The 20,866-nt window shown below is 71.5% G+C and carries 13 protein-coding genes; 10 read left to right on the top strand and 3 right to left on the bottom strand.

Annotated features, from left to right (window positions below):
* The first annotated feature begins 120 nt into the window (after positions 1-120).
* From infB to SLV14N_RS10780, 6 genes are all read left to right on the top strand, one after another.
* The gene (infB, locus tag SLV14N_RS10805; protein ID WP_093645242.1) at positions 121-3,234 is read left to right on the top strand and encodes a translation initiation factor IF-2; all 3,114 of its coding nucleotides are present in this window, start codon (positions 121-123) and stop codon (positions 3,232-3,234) included.
* 194 nt (positions 3,235-3,428) lie between these two features.
* Positions 3,429-3,722 (top strand): DUF503 domain-containing protein, encoded by a 294-nt coding sequence (locus SLV14N_RS10800; protein WP_208680752.1) that lies wholly within the window; start codon positions 3,429-3,431, stop codon positions 3,720-3,722.
* Between the two features lie 65 nt (positions 3,723-3,787).
* Positions 3,788-4,243, top strand: coding sequence for a 30S ribosome-binding factor RbfA (gene rbfA, locus SLV14N_RS10795; protein ID WP_018093375.1), 456 nt, complete (start codon positions 3,788-3,790; stop codon positions 4,241-4,243).
* Positions 4,240-5,169 carry a tRNA pseudouridine(55) synthase TruB gene (gene truB / locus SLV14N_RS10790; RefSeq protein ID WP_262042533.1) on the top strand — a complete coding sequence of 310 codons (930 nt, stop codon included), beginning with the start codon at positions 4,240-4,242 and terminating at the stop codon, positions 5,167-5,169. Before rbfA ends, truB begins: the two co-directional genes overlap by 4 nt.
* Before the next feature lie 325 nt (positions 5,170-5,494).
* Entirely contained in the window at positions 5,495-9,568 is a 4,074-nt protein-coding gene (locus SLV14N_RS10785) for a serine protease (RefSeq protein WP_263269175.1), read from the top strand.
* Between the two features lie 205 nt (positions 9,569-9,773).
* Positions 9,774-10,721: a bifunctional riboflavin kinase/FAD synthetase gene (locus SLV14N_RS10780; protein WP_208680749.1), complete on the top strand. Its 948-nt coding sequence runs from the start codon at positions 9,774-9,776 to the stop codon at positions 10,719-10,721.
* Positions 10,722-11,171: 450 nt separating this feature from the next.
* On the opposite strand, the gene SLV14N_RS10775 is transcribed toward SLV14N_RS10780, so the two are convergent.
* The 3 genes from SLV14N_RS10775 to eccE all read right to left on the bottom strand — a co-directional run bounded on the left by SLV14N_RS10775 (position 11,172) and on the right by eccE (position 16,324).
* Positions 11,172-13,964 carry an SCO5717 family growth-regulating ATPase gene (locus SLV14N_RS10775; protein ID WP_263269173.1) on the bottom strand — a complete coding sequence of 931 codons (2,793 nt, stop codon included), beginning with the start codon at positions 13,962-13,964 and terminating at the stop codon, positions 11,172-11,174.
* A gap of 333 nt (positions 13,965-14,297) precedes the next feature.
* Positions 14,298-15,140 carry a hypothetical protein gene (locus SLV14N_RS10770; RefSeq protein WP_208680747.1) on the bottom strand — a complete coding sequence of 281 codons (843 nt, stop codon included), beginning with the start codon at positions 15,138-15,140 and terminating at the stop codon, positions 14,298-14,300.
* Complete coding sequence (gene eccE / locus SLV14N_RS10765; RefSeq protein WP_259670232.1) at positions 15,140-16,324, bottom strand: type VII secretion protein EccE; 1,185 nt, start codon at positions 16,322-16,324, stop codon at positions 15,140-15,142. The genes SLV14N_RS10770 and eccE overlap by 1 nt, the downstream gene beginning before the upstream one ends.
* 386 nt (positions 16,325-16,710) lie before the next feature.
* Between eccE and SLV14N_RS10760 the strand changes: the two genes are divergently transcribed.
* The 4 genes from SLV14N_RS10760 (at position 16,711) to mycP (ending at position 20,851) form a co-directional block, all read left to right on the top strand.
* Positions 16,711-18,306 (top strand): type VII secretion protein EccB, encoded by a 1,596-nt coding sequence (locus SLV14N_RS10760; protein WP_263269171.1) that lies wholly within the window; start codon positions 16,711-16,713, stop codon positions 18,304-18,306.
* A 365-nt stretch (positions 18,307-18,671) separates the two neighbouring features.
* Positions 18,672-18,995, top strand: coding sequence for a WXG100 family type VII secretion target (locus SLV14N_RS10755; RefSeq protein WP_208680744.1), 324 nt, complete (start codon positions 18,672-18,674; stop codon positions 18,993-18,995).
* 122 nt (positions 18,996-19,117) lie between these two features.
* Complete coding sequence (locus SLV14N_RS10750; protein WP_018093366.1) at positions 19,118-19,411, top strand: WXG100 family type VII secretion target; 294 nt, start codon at positions 19,118-19,120, stop codon at positions 19,409-19,411.
* A gap of 315 nt (positions 19,412-19,726) precedes the next feature.
* On the top strand, positions 19,727-20,851 hold the full coding sequence (mycP, locus tag SLV14N_RS10745) for a type VII secretion-associated serine protease mycosin (protein WP_263269169.1): 1,125 nt from the start codon (positions 19,727-19,729) through the stop codon (positions 20,849-20,851).
* The last annotated feature ends 15 nt before the right edge of the window (positions 20,852-20,866 follow it).

Genomic DNA, 20,866 nt, shown 5'->3' with positions numbered 1-20,866 from the left:
CAGGTACCTCGCGAGTCGGAAGTAGGTCGAGATTGCGATGAGCACTCGATGAGTACGCGATGAGTACGCCCATGAAGTAGCGACGGTCCGGTGGACAAACCCGGACCTAGAAGGAGCGAAGTGGCTAAGGTCCGGGTATACGAACTCGCCAAGGAGTTCGGCGTTGAGAGCAAGGTCGTCATGGCCAAGCTCCAAGAACTTGGTGAATTCGTCCGTTCGGCGTCCTCGACGATCGAGGCGCCGGTTGTTCGCAAGTTGACCGACGCTTTCCAGGCAGGCAGCGGCAATGGCCGCGCCGCCGGTAAGCCCGCGGCGCCGCGGAAGTCGGCCCCCGCGAAGCCGTCCGCGCCCTCCCCGGCGCAGGCGGCGCGTCCTGCTGCCCCGAAGCCGGGCGCCCCCAAGCCGGGCCCCGCGGCTCCGGCAGCCCCCGAGGCACCGAAGGCCCCCGAGGCCCCGGTGGCTCCCAAGAGCACTCCCGCCGCCGGCCCCACCCCGGGCCCGCGGCCCACGCCGGCCCCGAAGGCTCCGGCACCCAAGCCCGCTCCGGCCGCCCCCGCGCAGCCCGAGTTCCAGGCTCCGCCGTCCGCGCCGGCCGCTCCCGCCGCCGGCCAGTCGGCTCCCCGTCCCGGTGCCCCCGCCCCGCGTCCGGCCCGTCCGGCGTCCGGCCAGGGTGGTCAGGGCGGCCAGGGTGGTCAGGGCCGCGGTAACGCTCCGCGTCCCGGTGGCGAGCGTCCGGGCCCGCGTCCCGGCGGCCGTCCGTCCGGCCCCCGTCCGGGCAACAACCCCTTCACGTCCGGTGGCTCCACGGGCATGGCCCGTCCGCAGGCTCCCCGTCCCGGTGGCGCTCCGCGTCCCGGCGGCCAGGGTGGTCCCGGCGGCCCGCGTCCGCAGGGCGGCGGCCAGGGTGGCCCCCGTCCCCAGGGCGGCCAGGGCGGCGCGCGTCCGACCCCCGGCGGTATGCCCCGTCCGCAGGGTGCGGCCCCCGGTGGCGCTCCGCGTCCCGGTGGTGGCGGCGGTAACCGTCCGAACCCGGGCATGATGCCGCAGCGTCCCGCTGCCGGCCCGCGTCCGGGCCCCGGCGGTGGCGGTGGCCGTGGTCCCGGCGGCGCCGGTCGTCCCGGTGGTGGCGGCGGTCGTCCCGGTGGTGGCGGCGGCTTCGCCGGCCGTCCCGGTGGTGGCGGCGGTCGTCCGGGTGGCGGCGGCGGTTTCGCCGGTCGTCCCGGTGGCGGCGGTCCCGGTGGTGGCGGCGGCTTCGGCGGCCGTCCCGGCTTCGGTGGCCGTCCCGGCGGTCCTGGTGGCCGTGGTGGCACGCAGGGTGCGTTCGGCCGTCCCGGCGGTCCGGCGCGCCGTGGCCGCAAGTCGAAGCGGCAGAGGCGTCAGGAGTACGAGGCCATGCAGGCCCCGTCGGTGGGCGGCATCATGCTGCCGCGCGGCAACGGCGCGACGGTTCGCCTGTCGCGTGGTGCCTCGCTGACGGACTTCGCCGAGAAGATCAACGCCAACCCGGCGTCGCTGGTCCAGGTCATGCTGAACCTGGGTGAGATGGTCACGGCGACCCAGTCGGTCTCCGACGAGACGCTGCAGCTGCTCGCCGAAGAGATGAACTACGTCGTCGAGATCGTCAGCCCGGAGGAGGAGGACCGCGAGCTGCTCGAGTCCTTCGACATCGACTTCGGTGAGAACGAGGGCGGCGAGGACATGCTCGTCGCGCGTCCGCCGGTGGTGACCGTCATGGGTCACGTCGACCACGGTAAGACGCGACTGCTCGACGCGATCCGCAAGACGAACGTCATCGCGGGCGAGGCCGGCGGCATCACCCAGCACATCGGTGCCTACCAGGTCGCGACCGAGGTCAACGACGAAGAGCGTCGGATCACCTTCATCGACACCCCGGGTCACGAGGCGTTCACCGCCATGCGTGCCCGTGGTGCCAAGTCGACCGACATCGCGATCCTCGTGGTGGCGGCCAACGACGGTGTCATGCCGCAGACGATCGAGGCCCTGAACCACGCCAAGGCGGCCGAGGTGCCGATCGTGGTCGCGGTCAACAAGATCGACGTCGAGGGCGCCGACCCGACCAAGGTGCGCGGCCAGCTCACCGAGTTCGGTCTGGTGGCCGAGGAGTACGGCGGCGACACCATGTTCGTCGACATCTCCGCCCGTGAGGGTCTGAACATCGAGCAGCTGCTCGAGGCCGTCGTTCTGACCGCGGACGCCTCGCTCGACCTGCGCGCCAACGCGGAGCAGGACGCGCAGGGCATCGCGATCGAGGCTCACCTCGACCGTGGCCGCGGCGCCGTGGCGACCGTCCTGGTCCAGCGCGGCACGCTGCGCGTCGGCGAGACGATGGTGGTCGGCGACGCGTACGGCCGGGTCCGTGCGATGTTCGACGACAAGGGCAACAACGTCGAGGAAGCGGGTCCGTCGACCCCCGTCCTGGTCCTGGGTCTGACCAACGTCCCGGGCGCCGGCGACAACTTCCTGGTCGTCGACGAGGACCGTACGGCCCGTCAGATCGCCGAGAAGCGCGCGGCGCGCGAGCGCAACGCCGCCTTCGCCAAGCGCACCCGCCGGGTGTCCCTCGAGGACCTGGACAAGGTGCTCAAGGCCGGCGAGGTCCAGCAGCTCAACCTCATCATCAAGGGTGACGCTTCTGGTTCCGTCGAGGCCCTGGAGTCCTCGCTGCTCCAGCTCGACGTCGGCGAAGAGGTCGACATCCGGGTGCTGCACCGCGGCGTCGGTGCGGTCACCGAGACGGACATCAACCTGGCGTCCGGCTCCGACGCGATCGTCATCGGCTTCAACGTCCGCGCCGAAGGCCGTGCGACGCAGATGGCCGAGCGCGAGGGCGTCGACGTCCGGTACTACTCGGTCATCTACCAGGCGATCGAGGAGATCGAGGCGGCCCTCAAGGGCATGCTCAAGCCGGAGTACGAGGAGGTCGAGCTCGGTACCGCGGAGATCCGCGAGATCTTCCGCTCGTCCAAGCTCGGCAACATCGCGGGTGTGCTCATCCGCTCCGGCGAGGTCAAGCGCAACACCAAGGCGCGCCTCATCCGCGACGGCAAGGTGGTCGCGGAGGACCTCAACATCCAGGGTCTGCGCCGCTTCAAGGACGACGTCACCGAGATCCGCGAAGGCTTCGAGGGCGGTATCAACCTCGGAAACTTCAACGACATCAAGATCGACGACGTCATCGCGACGTACGAGATGCGCGAGAAGCCGCGCGGCTGATCGTGCAGCAGCCCGCGCGTAGCGCGGTCCACCCGGGGTGGTGGCCGCGCGACGGGCGGGCGGCCGGCCGGGGCCGGTCGGCGGAGAAATTTCCGTCGATCGGCCCCGGCCGTTCCGTGTACGGTTCGAAATGACCCTCCGGCGGACGCCGGGCGGTGACCCCAGGGCCCCGCGGGTGGCTTGACCCGTCTTGCATGTACGTAGGGACACTGTCCTTTGACCTGCTTCTCGGCGACGTACGGTCGCTGAAGGAGAAGCGCTCCGTCGTCCGCCCGATCGTCGCCGAGTTGCACCGCAAATACGCGGTGAGCGTCGCGGAGGTCGGGGACCAGGATCTGTACCGCAGGGCCAGGATCGGCCTGGCGGTGGTGTCCGGGGACACGGGGCATCTCACCGATGTCATGGACCGCTGCGAGCGCCTGGTCGCCGCACGGCCCGAAGTGGAGTTGCTGTCGGTACGCCGACGGCTGCACGGCGACGACGACTGACCTGATGACCAGGCATCCCGCCGCCGGCGGAAGCACAATTGTGGAAGAAAGAAGGAGACGGACCAGTGGCCGACAATGCGCGGGCGAAGAAGCTGGCGGACCTCATCCGGGAGGTGGTCGCCCAGAAGCTGCAGCGCGGTATCAAGGACCCGCGGCTCGGTTCGCATGTGACCATCACGGACACCCGGGTCACCGGCGACCTGCGGGAGGCTACGGTCTTCTACACGGTCTACGGGGATGATGAGGACCGCGCCAGCGCCGCCGCCGGACTGGAGAGCGCCAAGGGCATCCTGCGTTCCGCGGTCGGCGCGGCCGCCGGCACGAAGTTCACGCCGACCCTGGCGTTCGTGGCGGACGCCCTGCCGGAGACCGCCAAGACCATCGAGGACCTGCTCGACAAGGCACGGGCCTCGGACGCCAAGGTGCGCGAGGTCTCCTCGGGCGCGCAGTACGCCGGTGAGGCCGATCCGTACCGCAAGCCGGGCGAGGACGAGGACGACGAGGGCACCGCGGCAGAATGAAGCGTGAGAGCAACAAGCCGGGCGGGCTCGTCATCGTCGACAAGCCGTCCGGCTTCACTTCGCACGACGTGGTGGCGAAGATGCGCGGTATGGCGCGCACCCGCCGGGTCGGGCACGCCGGCACCCTCGACCCGATGGCGACGGGCGTACTCGTCCTGGGCATCGAGCGGGCCACCAAGCTGCTGGGCCATCTCGCGCTGACGGAGAAGGAGTACGTCGGCACGATCCGGCTCGGCCAGACGACCGTCACCGATGACGCCGAGGGCGAGATCACCGCGTCGAAGCCGGCGCACGGCCTCGCTCGTGAGGACATCGACGCGGGCGTCGCCGAGCTGTCCGGCGCGATCATGCAGGTCCCGTCGAAGGTCAGCGCCATCAAGATCAACGGCAAGCGTTCGTACTCGCGGGTCCGTGAGGGCGAGGACGTGGAGATCCCGGCCCGCCCGGTGACCGTCTCCTCGTTCGTGGTGCACTCCGCCCACGAGGCCGAGGCCGAGGACGGCACCCCGGTGACCGATCTGCTGGTCTCCGTCGAGTGCTCGTCCGGTACGTACATCCGCGCGCTGGCCCGCGATCTTGGGGCCGGGCTCGGCGTCGGCGGCCATCTGACCGCGCTGCGCCGCACCCGCGTCGGCCCGTACAAGCTGGACCGGGCGCGCACGCTCGAACAGCTCCAGGCCGCGGTGGACGACACCGAGGGCGAGGGCCTGCCGGTCATGCCGCTCGGCGACGCGGCAGCCGCGGCGTTCACCCGCTGGGATGTCGCCGAGCCGCAGGCGCGGCTGCTGCTCAACGGGGCGCGGATCCCGATGCCGCGCTTCGAGGGCTCCGGCCCGGTCGCGGCGTTCGGGCCGGACGGCCGGTTCCTGGCGCTGGTGGAGAACCAGGGCGGGAAGGCCAAGAGCCTGGCGGTGTTCGCGGTCTAGGAAGGGCTCGTGGCCCGACATCGAGGGCCGGGTCCGGAGCGTGGAGACACGCTCCGGACCCGGCCTTCTGCATGGCTGCACACGGGGCACCGGAGGCCACCCGGCGGCGGGGACATGCGTGTGCCGCCGCAACCGGTACCGGCGCCGGCCCGCGCGCCACCCTCCTCTCCTCCCTCCGCTCCGACAGGTTCCGGCCATTCACTCATTCGGTGAGGCGCTCGGAGTGAATCAAGGAGTGGACGGGGGCGCGTTGGCAGCGGTCCCTGTCGGGGCGATCACCGCCTGCTTACCGTTCGGAGGACGGGACAGGGCGAGAGGACCGGCGATGGCATTGCTGGATGCCGATGCGGACGTGGCACTGGTGCGTATCCGCGATCTGGCAGGTCGGACGCGGGGTACGGGCTTCCTTGCGGACCACGACGGCACCGTGGTCACCAGCCACGAAGCGGTGGACGGCGCGGCGCAGCTGGTGCTGCAGCCCATGGCGGACGGCGCGGGCGGGGGTGCGGCCGGGGGCGGCGGATGGACCTGCCTGGTGGCGGCCGATGCGATCACGCCCCTTCCGGAGGCCGGGCTCGCTCTCGTACGGACCGACAGTTTCGGGCCGCACCGGCTCGCGCCGCTCCCCCTCGCCACGGGCCGGCCGGCCCCGGGCACCCGCGCCCGGCTCTGGGCGGGCGGCTGGCTGGACGGCACGGTCGTCGGCCCGGGCTCCGGGGTGATGTACACGGCCACAGCGCGCGTCCATCTGCTCGACGAAACGCTGGAACTCGGCCTCTGCGCGGGCGGCCGGGAGGCGTTGCGGCTGGGCGGTCCCGCGGTCGGCGGACCGGTGCTGGACGCACGGACGGGCGTGGTGCTCGGGGTCCTCGGCACCGCGCTGCACCCCCAGGCCCCCGGCGCCGTCCGGGCGGGGCAGACCCCCGGGCGCCGGGCGGACGGCTTCGCGATCCCGCTGCGCGCGGTCGCCGAGGCCGCGCCGCGCGGCCCGCTCGCCGCACTGCTGGAGCGCAATGCGGCGCAGGTACCGGCCTACGGCAGCGAGCTGAACCAGGCCGGCGCGCAGCACCTCACCGAGGTGGCGCTGGGCTCCGCCGCGCGGCCACGACTGTGGCGCGAGCCGGTCGAACGGCCGGACGTGGCGGCGGAGTTCACACGCTTCGGGGACGGCGGGGCAGCGGGTGCACACGTCCTGGCACTGGTGGGGGAGCCGGGGACCGGGCGGAGCACCGAGCTGGCCGGGCTGGCCGGCCGCCGGGCGCAGGGCCCGGCCCCCGCGCCGACCGTCTGGCTGCGCGGTGCGCAGCTGCGGCCCGGCGACGACGGCGTCCGCAGCGCGGTCGAGCGCGCGCTGCGCTCCGCGGGCCGGACCGTCGCCGACGCGGGCCGTACGGCCGGTGATCCGGCGGACATCACGGCGCAGGGCGTGGCGTGCGCGGCGGCCGCGGCCGGATGTCCGCTGCTCGTGCTGCTCGACGGGCCGGAGGAGATGCCGACGGGCCTGCTGCGGCGGCTGGCCGAGTGGACCGGGGCGACGGCCGACTGGCTCGGTACGGCCGGGGTGCGGCTGGTGATCGCCTGCCGTCCCGAGTACTGGGAGCGGGCCGGTGCGCTCTTCCCGCCCGGCCTGCTGCACCGCCCGCACCGTCCGGTGCCCGCGCTGCCCGCCTGTGTGGAGCTCGGAGACCTTCCCCAGGAGGCGGCGGAGCGCGCCCGCGCCCGCTACGGTCTGACACCCGGCACACCGGCCGCGCCGGACGCCCGCCATCCGCTGGCCCTGCGGCTGCTCGCGGAGGTCCGGGCGGCGCTGCCCAAGGGGGACACGTCCGGACGGGACACCGGCATCGGCACTCCGGACCGCCACCAGATCTTCGACGCCTACCTGGACCTGGTGTGCCTGCGCATCGCCGTACGGATCGCGGCCGCGCACCGGCCCGTGCTGCGCGGCACCGCCGTACGCAGGCTGGCCGCCCAGGTCGCCGGCCAGGTGCACGAGGCGGCCCGCCGCTGTCTCGGCCCCGGTTCGGGCGCGCTGGACCGTACGTCCTTCGAGGAGGTGTTTCCGCGGGCGGCCGGCTGGGCCTCCGCGGTGCTCACCGAGGGGCTGCTGGTCCCGGCGGGCGCGGGATACCGCTTCGCGCACGAGGAGTTCGCGGAGTGGCTGCAGGGCGCCCATGTCGACCTCGATCTGCTGCCCGTCCCCGGACACCGCGCCGGGCCGGTCGTACAGGCGCTGCTGCGGCTCGCCGCCCGGGAGGGCTCGGTACAACTGACCTTCCGGCTGGCGGAGTTGGTGCCGATGGCGACCGCCCCCGCCGCCGGTACACCGGCCCCGCACGCCGTGGACGGCCGCTGGTGGGCCGCCCGCGTGCTCTCCGGGGTGCTGCTCCGGGTCCCCGATGCGAGGCCGTACACGGGCGTGCTGCGGCTGCTCGCCGACCGGATCACCGAACGGTCGCTCCGGGCGGGCGGTTTCACGCACACCGGGCTGGAGACCTTCGGGCCGTGGTTCTGGGAGCGGCTGGCGCTGCCGGACGAGGACCGGATGGATCTGCTGCGCCGCCTGCTGCCGGCCGACGGGCCACCGGCCGGGGCGGGCCGGGTGCGGTGCGAGTCGGGCCGGGCGCCGGGTGGCGGGGAGCGGCCCGGCGCGGCGGACGCCACGGCCGGTGCGCCGGGCGGCCCGTCGGTGCCGCGCAGCCGGTCATCCTTGTCCTCGTCATCGTCCGCCGCCGTCGCTCCTCCGTCCGGACTCTCGTCGTCCGGCCCGTCATCGTCCGGTCTGGCGTCGTCCGGTCCGTCATCGTCCGGCTCGTCTTCCTCCGGCTTGGCGTCGTCCGGTCCGTCGCCGGGTGATCCGTCGTCGGGCGATCCCGTGCCGCCCGACGGCGGGCCGTGTCCCGGCCGCGCCTTCGCCCCACCCCCGCGCGTACGTGTCCATCCCGCCGATGACCCGTCCGCCGGCCGGTGGGACGGTGAGACCTCGCGGGGCCGGACGCACCCGGCCGGAGCGCCCCGCCCCACCCCCGCTGCGGACACCGGCGACGGACCGTCCGGCGAGGACGGGGCCGCCGGAGCGTCCATGGCCGAGGCCGGCGCACCGCGTTCCTCGCGCTTCCTCGACGCCGCGGCCGAGCTGCTGTGCGCGGACCCGGAGCGGATGCAGCCGCTGCTGTGCGCCTGGTTCGACGATTCCCGCCCGCTGCAACGCCCCGGTGGCGACGAGGCCGGCGGCCCGGCTCGCAGTGCCCTGCCCCGCGAGATCACCGTGGCCGCCGCCGCGCAGGCCCTGTTGCACACCCACCGCCGACCGGCGCTCGACGCGCTCACGGAGGCGCTGGTGGAGGCCGCGCACCCCAAGGGCGACGAGCTGATGGACGCGCTCGCCGAGGACGATCCGGCGGCGGTGTGCCGGGCCGTGGACCGCTGGGCGCACGACAAACGCCCCGAGCGCCGGGCCGCCGCCGCGTCATACGGCCTGCGGGCCGCTCCGTACGTCACCGCCGCAGCCGACCGCGCCCTGCTGCGCTACGCCGCCCTCTGCCTCCTGGCCCGGACCGCCGACAGCGCCCACCACGGCTCCGCGCTCGCCCTGTTGATCGGCGACCCGGCCACCCGCGCGCGCTTCCTGGACCGGGCACTGGCCCGCTTCGTGGCGGGGGATCCACAGCTGCCGCCCACGGCGTTCCGGGCCGCCCTCACCGACCATCCCGGGCCGGTGCTGGACGCCTTCCGGGCCCGGCTGGTCGGCGGCGCCGGTCCGCCGGTGGCCGCCGGGCTGCTGCGGATGCTCGCCCGCACCGAGGAGCCGGTGCTCGCCGCCCGTATCGACGGTCTCGTCCGCGACTGTGCCCGGCACTGCCCGGACCGCGCCGCGCGGCCGGTCGCGGAGTTCGTCGAGCGCCGTCTCGAACGCGGACCGGCCGCCCGCGCGGCGCTCCGCCCGCTCGCCGCCGAGCTGCTGACCGGATACCCCGTACCCATCCGGTGCGCGCTCGCTGCGGTGGTGGCTGAGGTCGGTTCCGGCGACTCGGCCCCGCTGCGCCGTGAGCTGCTGGAGGTGCTGCTGACGCAGGAGGCGTCGTACGCGGCGCCGCACAGCGGGTACGAGGAGACCGGGCGGGACACCCGGGTGCTGGAGGCGCTGTTGCAGGCGGCAGCGGAGGGAGCGGAGCGGCGGCCGGCCGAGCGCACCCGGGAGCTGGTGCACCGCACCGGGATGCTGCTGGCCCGTACGCCCGAGGGCGCGGCCTGCTTCGACCGGCGGCTGGTGGAGCTGGGGCGGCGGGTGCCCGGCTTCGCGCGGCGGGTGCAGGACTGGGTGGCGGACGAGCCGGGGGAGTGGGCGGCAGTGGTGGGTCCCGGCGCCCGCGCCACGCTCGCCGGGTCCCTCGGCTGACCGGCGGGCGGGCGGGCCGGACATGCCGCCCGGCCCGCGTGGACGCACCGGCTCGCACCTGCCGGCCGTCCCGCGGACCGGCCGTGAACGGCTGCCCTGAGCCACCCTTCGCGCGGAGCACCACCCACGGCATGGCAGTCTTAGACCTGCGCCATGCCGACGTGGCGCAATGGACGGACAAGGGTTCGGGCGAGGAGCGGGCACAGTGCAGCGCTGGCGTGGCTTGGAGGACATCCCCGAGGGCTGGGGGCGCAGCGTCGTCACCATCGGCTCGTACGACGGAGTGCACCGCGGCCACCAATTGATCATCGGCAAGGCCGTCGCGCGCGCCCGTGAGCTGGGGATTCCCGCGGTGGTCGTCACCTTCGACCCGCACCCGAGCGAGGTCGTGCGGCCCGGCACCCACCCGCCGCTGCTGGCGCCGCACCACCGGCGCGCGGAGCTGATGGCCGGGCTGGGGGTGGACGCGGTGCTGATCCTCCCGTTCACCAAGGAGTTCTCGAAGCTGTCCCCGGCCGACTTCGTGGTCAAGGTGCTGGTCGACAAGCTGCATGCGCAGGTCGTCGTCGAGGGCCCCAACTTCCGCTTCGGGCACAAGGCGACCGGCAATGTCGACACCCTCGCCGAGCTCGGGACCACCTACGACTACACCGTGGAGGTCATCGACCTCTTCGAGCGCGGTGCGGCGGGCGGCGGCGAGCCGTTCTCCTCCACGCTCACCCGCCGGCTGGTCGCCGAGGGCGATGTGGCCGGGGCGATGGAGGTCCTCGGCCGGCCGCACCGCGTCGAGGGCGTCGTCGTACGCGGTGCCCAGCGCGGCCGTGAACTGGGCTTCCCGACGGCCAATGTGGAGACCCTGCCGCACACCGCGATCCCGGCCGACGGTGTCTACGCGGGGCTGCTGCAGGTGGAGGGCGAGGCGATGCCCGCGGCCATCTCGGTCGGCACCAACCCGCAGTTCGACGGCAAGACGCGCACCGTCGAGGCATACGCCATCGACCGCGTCGGCCTGGACCTGTACGGCCTGCACGTCGGGGTGGACTTCCTCGCCTACATCCGCGGCCAGGAGAAGTTCGACACGCTGGACGCCCTGTTGGAGCGGATGGCGGTCGACGTGAAGCTGGCGCGGGGGCTGATCGCGGCGGCGGGGTGAGGGCAGGGGCTGGGTTGTTCCCTCGGCTGGGGTTGTTCCCTCCCTGATTCTCCTGCCTCTGGGTGTTTCCTTTGCTTCTGGGGCTGTTCCCTTGCTGGGGTGTTCCGTTGCGTCTGGGGTGTTCCTTGCTGCCGTTCTTCCGGGGGGGCTGCCGCCTTACTTCCCCCATGCCCCCCATGCCCCCATGCCCCCCATGCCCCCCACGCTCCCCGTGCCCCCCGCCAGGTTTTTCCCCGCCGCCCACCCCCCTTCGGGGGGTGGGCGGGTGTAGGAGGTGAGGTGCGGCAGCTTCGGGGTGGGCGAATCCAGCGGTCGCGCCGTCCCAACTCGGCTGATAGCAGGTGGAGTTCGGCTGGGATCGGTTCACTCGACCGGGGGATGACGTGATAAGGGGCGGGGCCCGGCACTTCACAAGTGCCGGGCCCCGCCCCGTTTTGCGCTACGCCTGTCTCACTGCGGAGGCGGCTGCTGCTGCCACCCCGGCGCCAGACCGGGCCCGTCCGGCTGCGGTGCGTCCGGAGCGGGCTGTTGCTGCTGCCAGTGAGCCGGCGGCTGGCCCTGCTGTGGCTGCTGGGTCCAGCCACCCTGCTGCGGCGGGTAGCCGGCCGGCGGCTGGCCCTGTTGCGGCTGCTGCGGCTGGCCCTGCTGGGGGTACTGCTGCTGCGCGTACGGGTCGCCACCCATCTGCTGCTGGGCGTACGGATCCCCGCCCATCTGCTGCTGCGGGTACATGCCCTGCGCCTGCTGCGCCCGCGCGAAGTCCTCGGCCACCAGGGCGGAGAGGTTGAAGTACGCCTCGCGGGTCTTGGGCCGCATCATGTCGAGGTCGACCTCGGCACCGGCGGCGAGATGCTCGTCGAAGGGGACGACCACGACACCGCGGCAACGGGTCTCGAAGTGCGACACGATGTCATCGATCTTGATCATCTTGCCGGTCTCACGGACACCCGAGATGACCGTGATGCCGCGCTGGACCAGGTCGGCGTAGCCGTGCGCGGACAGCCAGTCCAGGGTGGTGCTCGCACTGCTCGCACCGTCCACGGACGGGGTGGAGATGATGATCAACTGGTCGGCGAGGTCGAGCACTCCGCGCATCGCGCTGTAGAGCAGACCGGTTCCCGAGTCGGTGAGGATGACCGGGTACTGCTTGCCGAGGACATCGATCGCCCGCCGGTAGTCATCGTCGTTGAAGGTCGTCGAGACGGCCGGGTCGACGTCGTTGGCGAGGATCTCCAGGCCCGAGGGGGCCTGCGAGGTGAACCGGCGGATGTCCATGTAGCTGTGCAGATGCGGGATCGCCTGCACCAGGTCACGGATGGTCGCACCGGTCTCGCGGCGCACCCGTCGGCCGAGCGTGCCGGCGTCCGGGTTCGCGTCGATCGCCAGGATCTTGTCCTGCCGCTCGGACGCGAGCGTGGAGCCCAGTGCGGTGGTCGTGGTGGTCTTGCCGACACCGCCCTTGAGGCTGATCACCGCGATCCGGTAACAGGACATCACCGGCGTACGGATCAGCTCCAGCTTGCGCTGCCGCTCCGCCTCTTCCTTCTTCGCGCCCAGCTTGAACTTGGACGGCTGGGCATTGGCGCCCGGCTTGCGCTTCTTGGGCTGGTTGCGCAGCAGCCGGTCAGAGGTCAGCTCGACGGCAGCGCTGTAGCCGAGCGGTGCGCCGGGAGCGGCCCGCTGCTGCGGCTGCTGCTGTCCCGGCTGGGAGTACGACGCGTAGTTGGCCGCGGCGTTCGGGTCGCCGGTCTGCTGACCGGGCAGCGGCTGGTACTGCTGCGCTTGCTGGGCCTGGGCCTGCTGCGCTTGAGCCTGTTGCGCTTGCTGGGCCTGCTGGGCCTGGTGTGCTTGCTGCGCCTGCTGGGCTTGTTGGGCCTGCGCCGCCTGAGCCTGGGCCTGGGCCTGCGCCTGGGCGGCCTGAGCCTGCGCCGCCTGCTGGGCGGCCTGCTGCTGGGCGTAACCGGACTGCGCCTGGCCTTGCTGCGGATAGCCCTGCGCACCGGTCTGCGGGTAGCCGTAAGCCGACTGCTGCGCGGCCGCATGGGGTTGCTGCTGAGCCTGCGGCTGCGGTTGCGGCTGGGCCTGCTGGGGGTAGCCGTACGCGGGCTGCGGGTAGCCGTACGCGGGCTGTTGCTGTTGCTGCGCGGGCGCCCCCTGCTGATGCTGCGGGTAGCCGGCCTGCTGTGTGGGCTGCCCCTGTGCGTACCCGGCCTGCGGCTGCTGGGCCTGCGGTTGCGGCTGCGCCTGCTGCTGGGCCGGTGCCTGCTGCTGGCCCTGCTGCGGCTGCTGAGCGGCCTGGGTCTGGGCCTGTGCCTGCGCCGTCCGCGGGTCCGCGGGCTGGTACTCCGGGGGCAGCGGCGGCAGCGTGCCCTGTCCGGGCACACCCTGCTGCTGACCCTCCGCCGCTGCGCCCCAAGGAGCGCCCTGCTGAGGAACTCCTTGCTGCGGAACGCCCTGCTGGGGGGTCTGCTGCGGAGTTGCCTGGTGCGGCGTCGCCTGCTGCGGAACGTCCTGCTGCTGCGGGGCCGTCTGCTGGGGAACCTCCTGCTGCTGCGGAACACCCTGCACGGGCACGCCCTGCTGGGGCACGCCCTGCTGCGGCTGCGGCTGGGCCGGTGCGGGCTGTGCGCCCTGCGTGGCGGCCTCGGGCGCGGGCTGTGCGGGAATCGCGGCCTCGGCGTCCGGTGCACCGTCCTCGACGGGGGCGGGCGCAGCCGAGGTCTCCGGCTGCGGTGCCGCGTCGGTGGGCGCGACCTCGGGTTCGGACGCGTTCTGCGCCTCCGGCTCCGTGTCATCGTCGTCGTCGCCCCAGAGGGAGACCGAGGGATCGACGCCCGTGCCCGAGCGCTGATTACCGGTACCGGCCCCCTCGTTCGCGGCTGGTGCGGCCTCCGCGGGCACCTCCGGCGTGGCCGGGGGAGCGGCGGCGGCCGGGGCGTCATTGCCCGTTTCCTGGGGGCGCAGCGTCGGGAATCCCGGCGGTGCGGCCTCCGCGGGCCCGGGAAGCGGCTGGCCCAGGGGCGGCCCGACGGGGGGCTGGGCCCCGGCGGTCGGAGTGGCGGGCGAAGACGCAGGAGGAGCCGCGGACGAAGCGGTGGCACCGGTGCCGCCACCGCTGGTGTCGTTGCTCGCGTACCAGGCCGGTGCGGCGAAATCGATCTTGAACTCACCGGTCAGGTCGAACTCGGACTGGTCGTCGTCAGGATCGTTTCCGTCCGGACGGAAAGCCTCCTGCTCGTTCACTGTGCCTCCTGGTGTACTGCAACGCACCTGAACGGCAGGACCGGATACAGGCGGATCGATCGGATGTAGCGGAAGTCGGAACACACCACCCGGGGTTGCGCCAACACTAACTGTCTCCATCCCCGTATCGACTGCCGTCGTGCTGTGCTCCTGCGGCTCTCCCACACAGCCTAATCAAGAGTCGGCCCATAACGGCAGTCGATGTCATGTCGTCTTCATACCGTTCGGCACACTTACGGGCGCACCCGTGGATGCGCCCGTAAGTCGTGCCCCGCGGCCGGTTGCGGACGCGCTGCACACAGCGCTCCGCGGGCTACCGGCCCGCAATGACGGTCAGTCCATCCGGCGTGGCCCGCCGAGCAGGTTGGTCTCGGCCTCCGTGGGCTGCGTCATGACGAACTGGTGGCCATCGCGCGAGCACCACAGCATGGCGTTGTCGCTGAGCGTCGGCAGCACCGCGCCGACCTGCTCCGGCAGCCGCATGATTCGTGTCACAACGTCCGCCTCCTCGGGCGAAAGCCGCTGCAGACCGACCAGATCGGCGCGGCCGAGCATCTGCGGCGACCGCGGTCCGAGGAACGGCAGCACGGTCAGCACCGACTGCCAGGGGCTCGGGGCGAGCTGATTGCGCGGCGGGCGTGCGCCCATGTCCCGTACGACCAGCACGGGGCTGGAAACCGACGGCCCCTGGGGCGCGATCTGGCGTACGTCGTGGACGGACACGCACTGCTGTCCGCCGCCCGCGGCCTGCGCCATCTGGCCCCAGGCCTGCGGACGCGCCGTCTCGACCGCGACCCGGGCGCCGATGGCGACCGTACGCAGCGCCAGTACCTGCGCCATCCACATGCTGCCGACGAGCGCGATCTCCATCGGCGCGGGCCGCAGCAGGCTCAGTACGGCGGGCTGGTTCTGCGGGTCGATGCCGATGATCACGCCGTCGTCGCCGACCGGCAGGGTCAGTGAGGCGAGCGATTCGGCCGTCAGCACATGCGGGCTGCGCCGCGGACCGCGCAGGCCGTAACCGGGCCGCGGCTTCGGACCGGTCGGCCCCGACTGGTCCTCGTCCGGGCGCGGCTGGTGGGAGAGCCGACGGCCGCCGGCGTCGCCGCCGAGAGGGGGATTGCGCCAGCCGTTGCCGCTGGTGTTGACACGGGGCTGATAGGTGGGAGAGGCCATCAGCGGGTACCTCCGAGGGGAAGCGTGGCCAGCAGGCCGGGCAGCTGTTCCCGGTCGAGCCGTACGAGGCCGACCTTCACGGAACCGGAACGACGCTCCAACTCGCTCTGTGCGGCGGAGAGTTCGTTCTCGCTGCGGGTGGAAAGACGGATGTAACCCGAGATCGCCGGGGCGCGGCCGCCGCCGTGGGTGGCGGTCAGCGCGAAGGTGCTGGCCATCGCCCTGGTGCTGGTCAGCAGCTGGGTGACGGCCGCCAGCGGCGCACCGCCCTCGCCCAGTTGGGGCCACCGGCTGATCCAGTACGTGGAGTGCCACCGGTCGTCGCAGCGCATCGCCCGGGTCGTCTCCTGGGTGCGCCGGGCCGCCCGGCCGTCGCGCCCCATCGCACCGTTGGCGGCCCGCGGGCTGACGCACACCGCGGTACCGATCGCGGCCACGACCTCGCGCTCGGCGAGCACCTTGGCGCGCACCCCGTGCGCGGTCAGCCGGCTGACGAGCTGGTCGGCAGCGCGCAGCAGTGAACGCTCGGCGCCCTCCACCCCGCCGCCGCGGGCCTCGATCGCCTCCGCGCACAGCTCGGGGTCGAGCTTGAGCGCGATCCAGGTCAACTGCAGACCCGGGGTCTGCGACTGGGCCTGCAGCGGCGCGTACGAGCGGGCCGCGACGGCCTGTTCGGGCAGATGCGGGGCGGGTGCGGGCTGGGTGTACTGGACGAACTGCACCGACTCCAGGTGGATGTCCTCGATGTCGAGCGCGGTGTGCAGCACCTCGAGCGGCAGCATGTGGCTGCCGCGCTGCGGCCGCAGCGGCTCGTCGCGGGCGTCCACCTGGACGATGGCGGTCAGGAACGTGCCGTCGCCGACGAACCCGATGGCGCGCTGATCCGATTCGGTCGTGAACTCATAGGTCCGCAGCGCCGGTTCGCACTCCACCACCGGGGCGATCGCCGGGTCGACGCCCTGCGTGGCCGCGAGGGCGGCGGCGCTCTCCTTGCCGCGGCGCTTCATGGCGCGCACGGTGGTGATCCATTCCGGCAGCGGAATCCTCCGCCGCCGGCCGAGCGCGAAAATGACCAGAATCGCCGCGATCACGATGGCCGCGGTCAGTGCGGCCGGGTGGATCGACCAGCCCACCAGTACCAGGGCCGCGGCGAGTTCGATGATGGCCAGCTGCTGAACGCGCACCCCGCCGATGGTTCCGGCCTGTTGGCGCAGCCGCGGTGCCACCGGACCTGCCGGGCGGGCCGCGGAACCCCGGCCGCCATTTTCTCTGTTGCCCGGAGCTGTGCCGTTTTGGCCAGCATTTCCCGCGTATTGCGGTGCAGCGGAAGGCTGTTGCTGCTGTTGCCGCCCGTTGCGGCGTCGAGCCCTGGTGGCGCTGGACATCCCCCGGCCTGCTCCTCTACTGGTGGTGTGGCCTCTAGGCGTATCGGCCGCCGCTGAGACTGGTGCGTTGGAAGGTGGCACCCGTACCGTACGGGTCGATCGACACACGGCATAGTAGAGGGCGCTACGGCGTGAGTGCCGGGGGCGGTCGATGTGGATCCGACAGGCGGGGAGAGAAAGCAACAATGGCATCACGTCGGGACGAGCTGAATGCGTATTCGTTCGCTCGAAAGCGCACGAATGCGGCATTTCTGAAGCCGCTGCCGAACGGTTCGATCGAGAGCGCCCCCCGCCCCCTCAAGGCGGTGGTACCCAGCATCGTGATGGGCGTTGTCATCCTCGTGGGATTCGGTGCCTGCGGCATTCTCAAGCCGGTTGCCCCGCAAGGCTGGGACGAGGTCGGGAAGAATGTCGTCGTCGGGGATAAATCCACCACGCGTTATATCGTCCTGAACAACGGCAAGGGTGGCGAGAAGCTGCTGCATCCCATCCTTAATCTCGCCTCCGCCCGACTGCTTATCGACCCGAACTTCAAGGTGGTCAAGGTCAAGGAATCCGAGCTGGACGGAAAGATCCCGCACGGACCGGCCATCGGTATTCCCTACGCCCCTGACCGGCTGCCCACCACGGAGGACGCCGACAAGCCGAAGACCTGGGCGGTGTGCAACCGCCCCGGCAGCGGCCTCAACAGCAAGCCGCAGCAGACCGTGTTCGTCCTCGGTGGCAAGGACAAGAAGGCCGTCGAGGGCAAGGGCAAGCTCGACCCCCGCCAGGCGCTGTACGTCCAGGACCCCGAGAAGAAGAAGTGGCTCGTCGACAGCGAGGGCAAGGCCTTCGAGTTCAACGGCGGCAGCGAAGCGGTCAATGACAGGCTGCGCCGCATCATCTTCGGCTCCGCCAAGCCGCAGCAGGTGTCGCAACAGTTCATGGACACCCTCATCGTCCTCCCGCGCCAGCTCGGGATCACCATGCCCGTGGTTCCCGGGGCCGGCGGAGAGAGCACCGACCCGAAGGTCCCGGCGCGGGCCAAGGAGATCGGCTCCATCCTCCAGGACAGCAACGGCCAGAAGTACGTCGTGGAGCAGGACGGCGTCGAGCAGGTGTCGGACTTCGTCGCGTCCCTCCTGGAGGACGGCGCGAACGCGGACAAGGTGAACGGCGACGGCACGCCGATCAAGCCCGCACCCGTCGCCGCCATCGTCCCGAAGAAGGACGACTCGGGGAACCCGACGAACTTCATGGGTGAGTTCGGCAGCTTCCCCTCCCCGTGGCCGACGGAGAGCCTCTCGGTGGCCAACGACTTCGAGCACGGCTCCCAGACCGGCGGACTGACCCGGCCCACGCCCAACGGCGTGTCGTGCAGCGTCTACAACGGCAAGAACATCAAGCTGCCGGGCGGTGCCGAGAAGGCCCTCCGGTACCCGAACGGCGTGCCCGAAATGCAGGCTTGGGTCGGTACGGACTACCCGGTGAAAATCGCCACCGGAGCCAACTCGTACGTCACCCCCGGCAGCGGCCTGCTCTACACGCAGGTGCGCACTCCCGAGGACAAGACCGGCAGCCAGTTCCTGATCACCGACACCGGACTGCGCTATCCGCTGCCGCGGAACAACGACAGCGACGACAAGTCCGGCAAGGCCGATGACGAACAGGACAAGGCGAAGATCCACCTTGGCTACGAGAGCACGCATCCGCCGCTCATCCTGAAGGCCTGGTCCGAACTCCTCTCGACCGGCCCATCGCTGGACATTCAGAGTGCCAAGAAGCCGCAGTCGTCCTGATATGAGCGATGGCCGCGCCGAGCCCTGGAAAACGGGGCATTCGGCGCGGCCTCGGCGTAGCCCAGATTCCGCCGTCCCCGATTTCCTCCGGGGCCCGCTGTGGACTTCTCGGTGTGATCTTCGCCGGTCCGGCACCCTTGACGAATGACCGATAGCAGTGCATCTGTCCGTTTCTTGTGAACAACGTTTCACTGACGGCCAGTTGACATTGTTGTGATCCCGTCACAACAGCGCTCCCCCTGTTGGGAACAGCCATATCGAGTGGTTAAAGTAGCCAAAGGCGTCAGCAGGAGATGCCTGCCGCGTTGAGCGCCTGTGGCTGCCCGGTGCGGTACGACGTACAAGTCTCATGGGGGACGTTGACTATGGCTGGTCAGCAGTACACAACCACCGAGGAGGAGATGGTCGCGTTCAGCGGCAAGATCTCCTCGGTCAACCAGTCGATCCAGGGCGAGATCTCGCGCCTGAACACGGTCGTCGACACCATCACGTCTGGTTGGAAGGGTGCTGCGGCCTCCTCGTACAACCAGCTCCAGTCAAAGGTGAACGAGGACGCCAACCGTCTCAACCAGCTGCTGGCTGAGATCAAGGAAGCGGTCGACCAGACCACCAAGAACTACTCCGCCTCCGAAGAGGAGCAGGCGCAGTCGATCTCGCACATCTCCGCCTCGGCTTCCCCGTTCGGATGATGGGGCCGCGCCGCTGACCGCGGCGCACGGCCCAGCCGCCGCAGCACGGGCCCGCCGGTCATACCGCCGGCCCGCTGTGGTGCGTGATTCGACCAGGCATCATCAACTCCTGAGGAGACACCATGTCAGGCCAGATCCTCGTTAATTTCGCGACGATCTCGCAGGCCAGCTCCGACGTGCGCGGAACGGCCAACAACATCCGTCAGCAGCTCGACGACCTCGAGGCGGGCGTCAAGAAGATCGCCGCGAGCTGGGAAGGTGCGGCGCAGGAGGGCTACCAGGCCCGCCAGCGCGAGTGGGACCAGCGTGCCGCTTCCCTGCACTCGACGCTCGAGGCCATCGCCAAGGCGCTGGACCAGGCCGCTCAGAACTACCAGGCCACTGAGCACAAGAACTCCGGCATCTGGGGAGGCTGACCTCCGGTCAGTCGAGCCGGATACGGCCAGACCTGAGCAGCCCGGCTGCTCGCACAGTGGTCCATAAGGGCGAGCGCGCTGCATCAGTGCGCTCGCCCTTCTGCCGTCCACCACTCCTTCACCCCTCCGCCTCCTTCCTCTCACCCTTCATTCCTGCCTAATTCGCCACACATGGAGAGCTGAAAGCCCGTGGGATCTCGCGCCATTGGTCACCGATCCGGGCACCGCCGCCGAGCGGCGGGTGCACTGGTCACGGCGGCGTGCATCGTCGGCCTGTCGAGTGCCACCGCCACGCCGGCGGTCGCGGACCCGAACGTGCCGCTCAACAGTGGTGAGTGCAAGTTCGGCACCAACGACATCAAAGAGACCCCCTGGTCGCTCCAGCGCCTCCTGACCAACCAGATGTGGAAGGACACCCGGGGGAAGGGCGTCCGGGTCGCCGTCATCGACACCGGTATCGACGCGGGCAACTCGCAGATCAAGCCCAACATCGAAGGCGCCGGTAAGAAGTTCGTCCCCGGTCCCGGCAAGCCGACCGTCGATCAGGTCGGCCACGGCACCAAGGTGGCGGGGATCATTGCCGCCCGCCCGAAGCTGGGTTCGGGTTTCTACGGAATCGCCCCCGAGGCGAAGGTCATTCCGCTGCAGCAGACCAGCGAGGAAAAGGCCGGCACCTCCGCAAGCCTCGCAGCCGCCATCGACCACGCGGTCGGGCTGGGGGTCGACATCATCAACATCTCCCAGGGTACGGACGCCGGCCCGGAAAAGCTGGGCCCCCTCAGGGCGGCGATCCAGCGCGCCGCCCAGAAGAACATCCTCATCGTCGCGTCGGCGGGAAATGACGGCGCGAGCGGCGAGAAAAAGAACATGTATCCCGCTGCGTTCCAGGAGTTCGACAACGTCCTGTCCGTTGCTGCCTCGGACCGCAACAACGAGCGCGCGCCCTTCTCCCAGCCGGGCGACTGGGTCGACATCGCCGCGCCGGGCGTGAACATGGTCTCCACCGTCCCTGACGGCGGCAACTGCGTCGACCAGGGCACCAGCTTCGCCGCACCCTACGCCGCGGGCGCCGCGGCCCTCCTGATCGCGAAGCACCAAAACGAGACCCCGAAGTGGACTCCGCAGCAGGTCATCTGGCACCTGGAACAGACCGCGGAGCGCGTGCGCCCGAAGGCGGACCAGAACATCGGCTGGGGCGTCGTCGACCCGGTGGCCGCCCTCAACGACGACACCAGGCCCACCGCCTCACCCCAGCCAGACAAGCTCTCCAACGCGGCTGACGGCTCCAATATCCAGCCGGCCGCCGTCACCATCGGCGAATCCGCCGAAGAACGGCGCGCCCGCATTTCCGTCTATATCGTCGGCGGCGGGCTCCTTGCCGTCGCCGCGGTCGTCGGCTCCGCCATCGCGCTCCGCGACTGGCGTCGGAAGAACGCATAGAAGACACGGGGAGGC

It is taken from the genome of Streptomyces sp. Je 1-4 4N24 (assembly GCF_026239515.1).
Lineage (GTDB): Bacteria > Actinomycetota > Actinomycetes > Streptomycetales > Streptomycetaceae > Streptomyces > Streptomyces nigrescens.
Note: the sequence above shows the minus strand (reverse complement) of the source record. Positions and strands in the feature narration are given on the sequence as shown.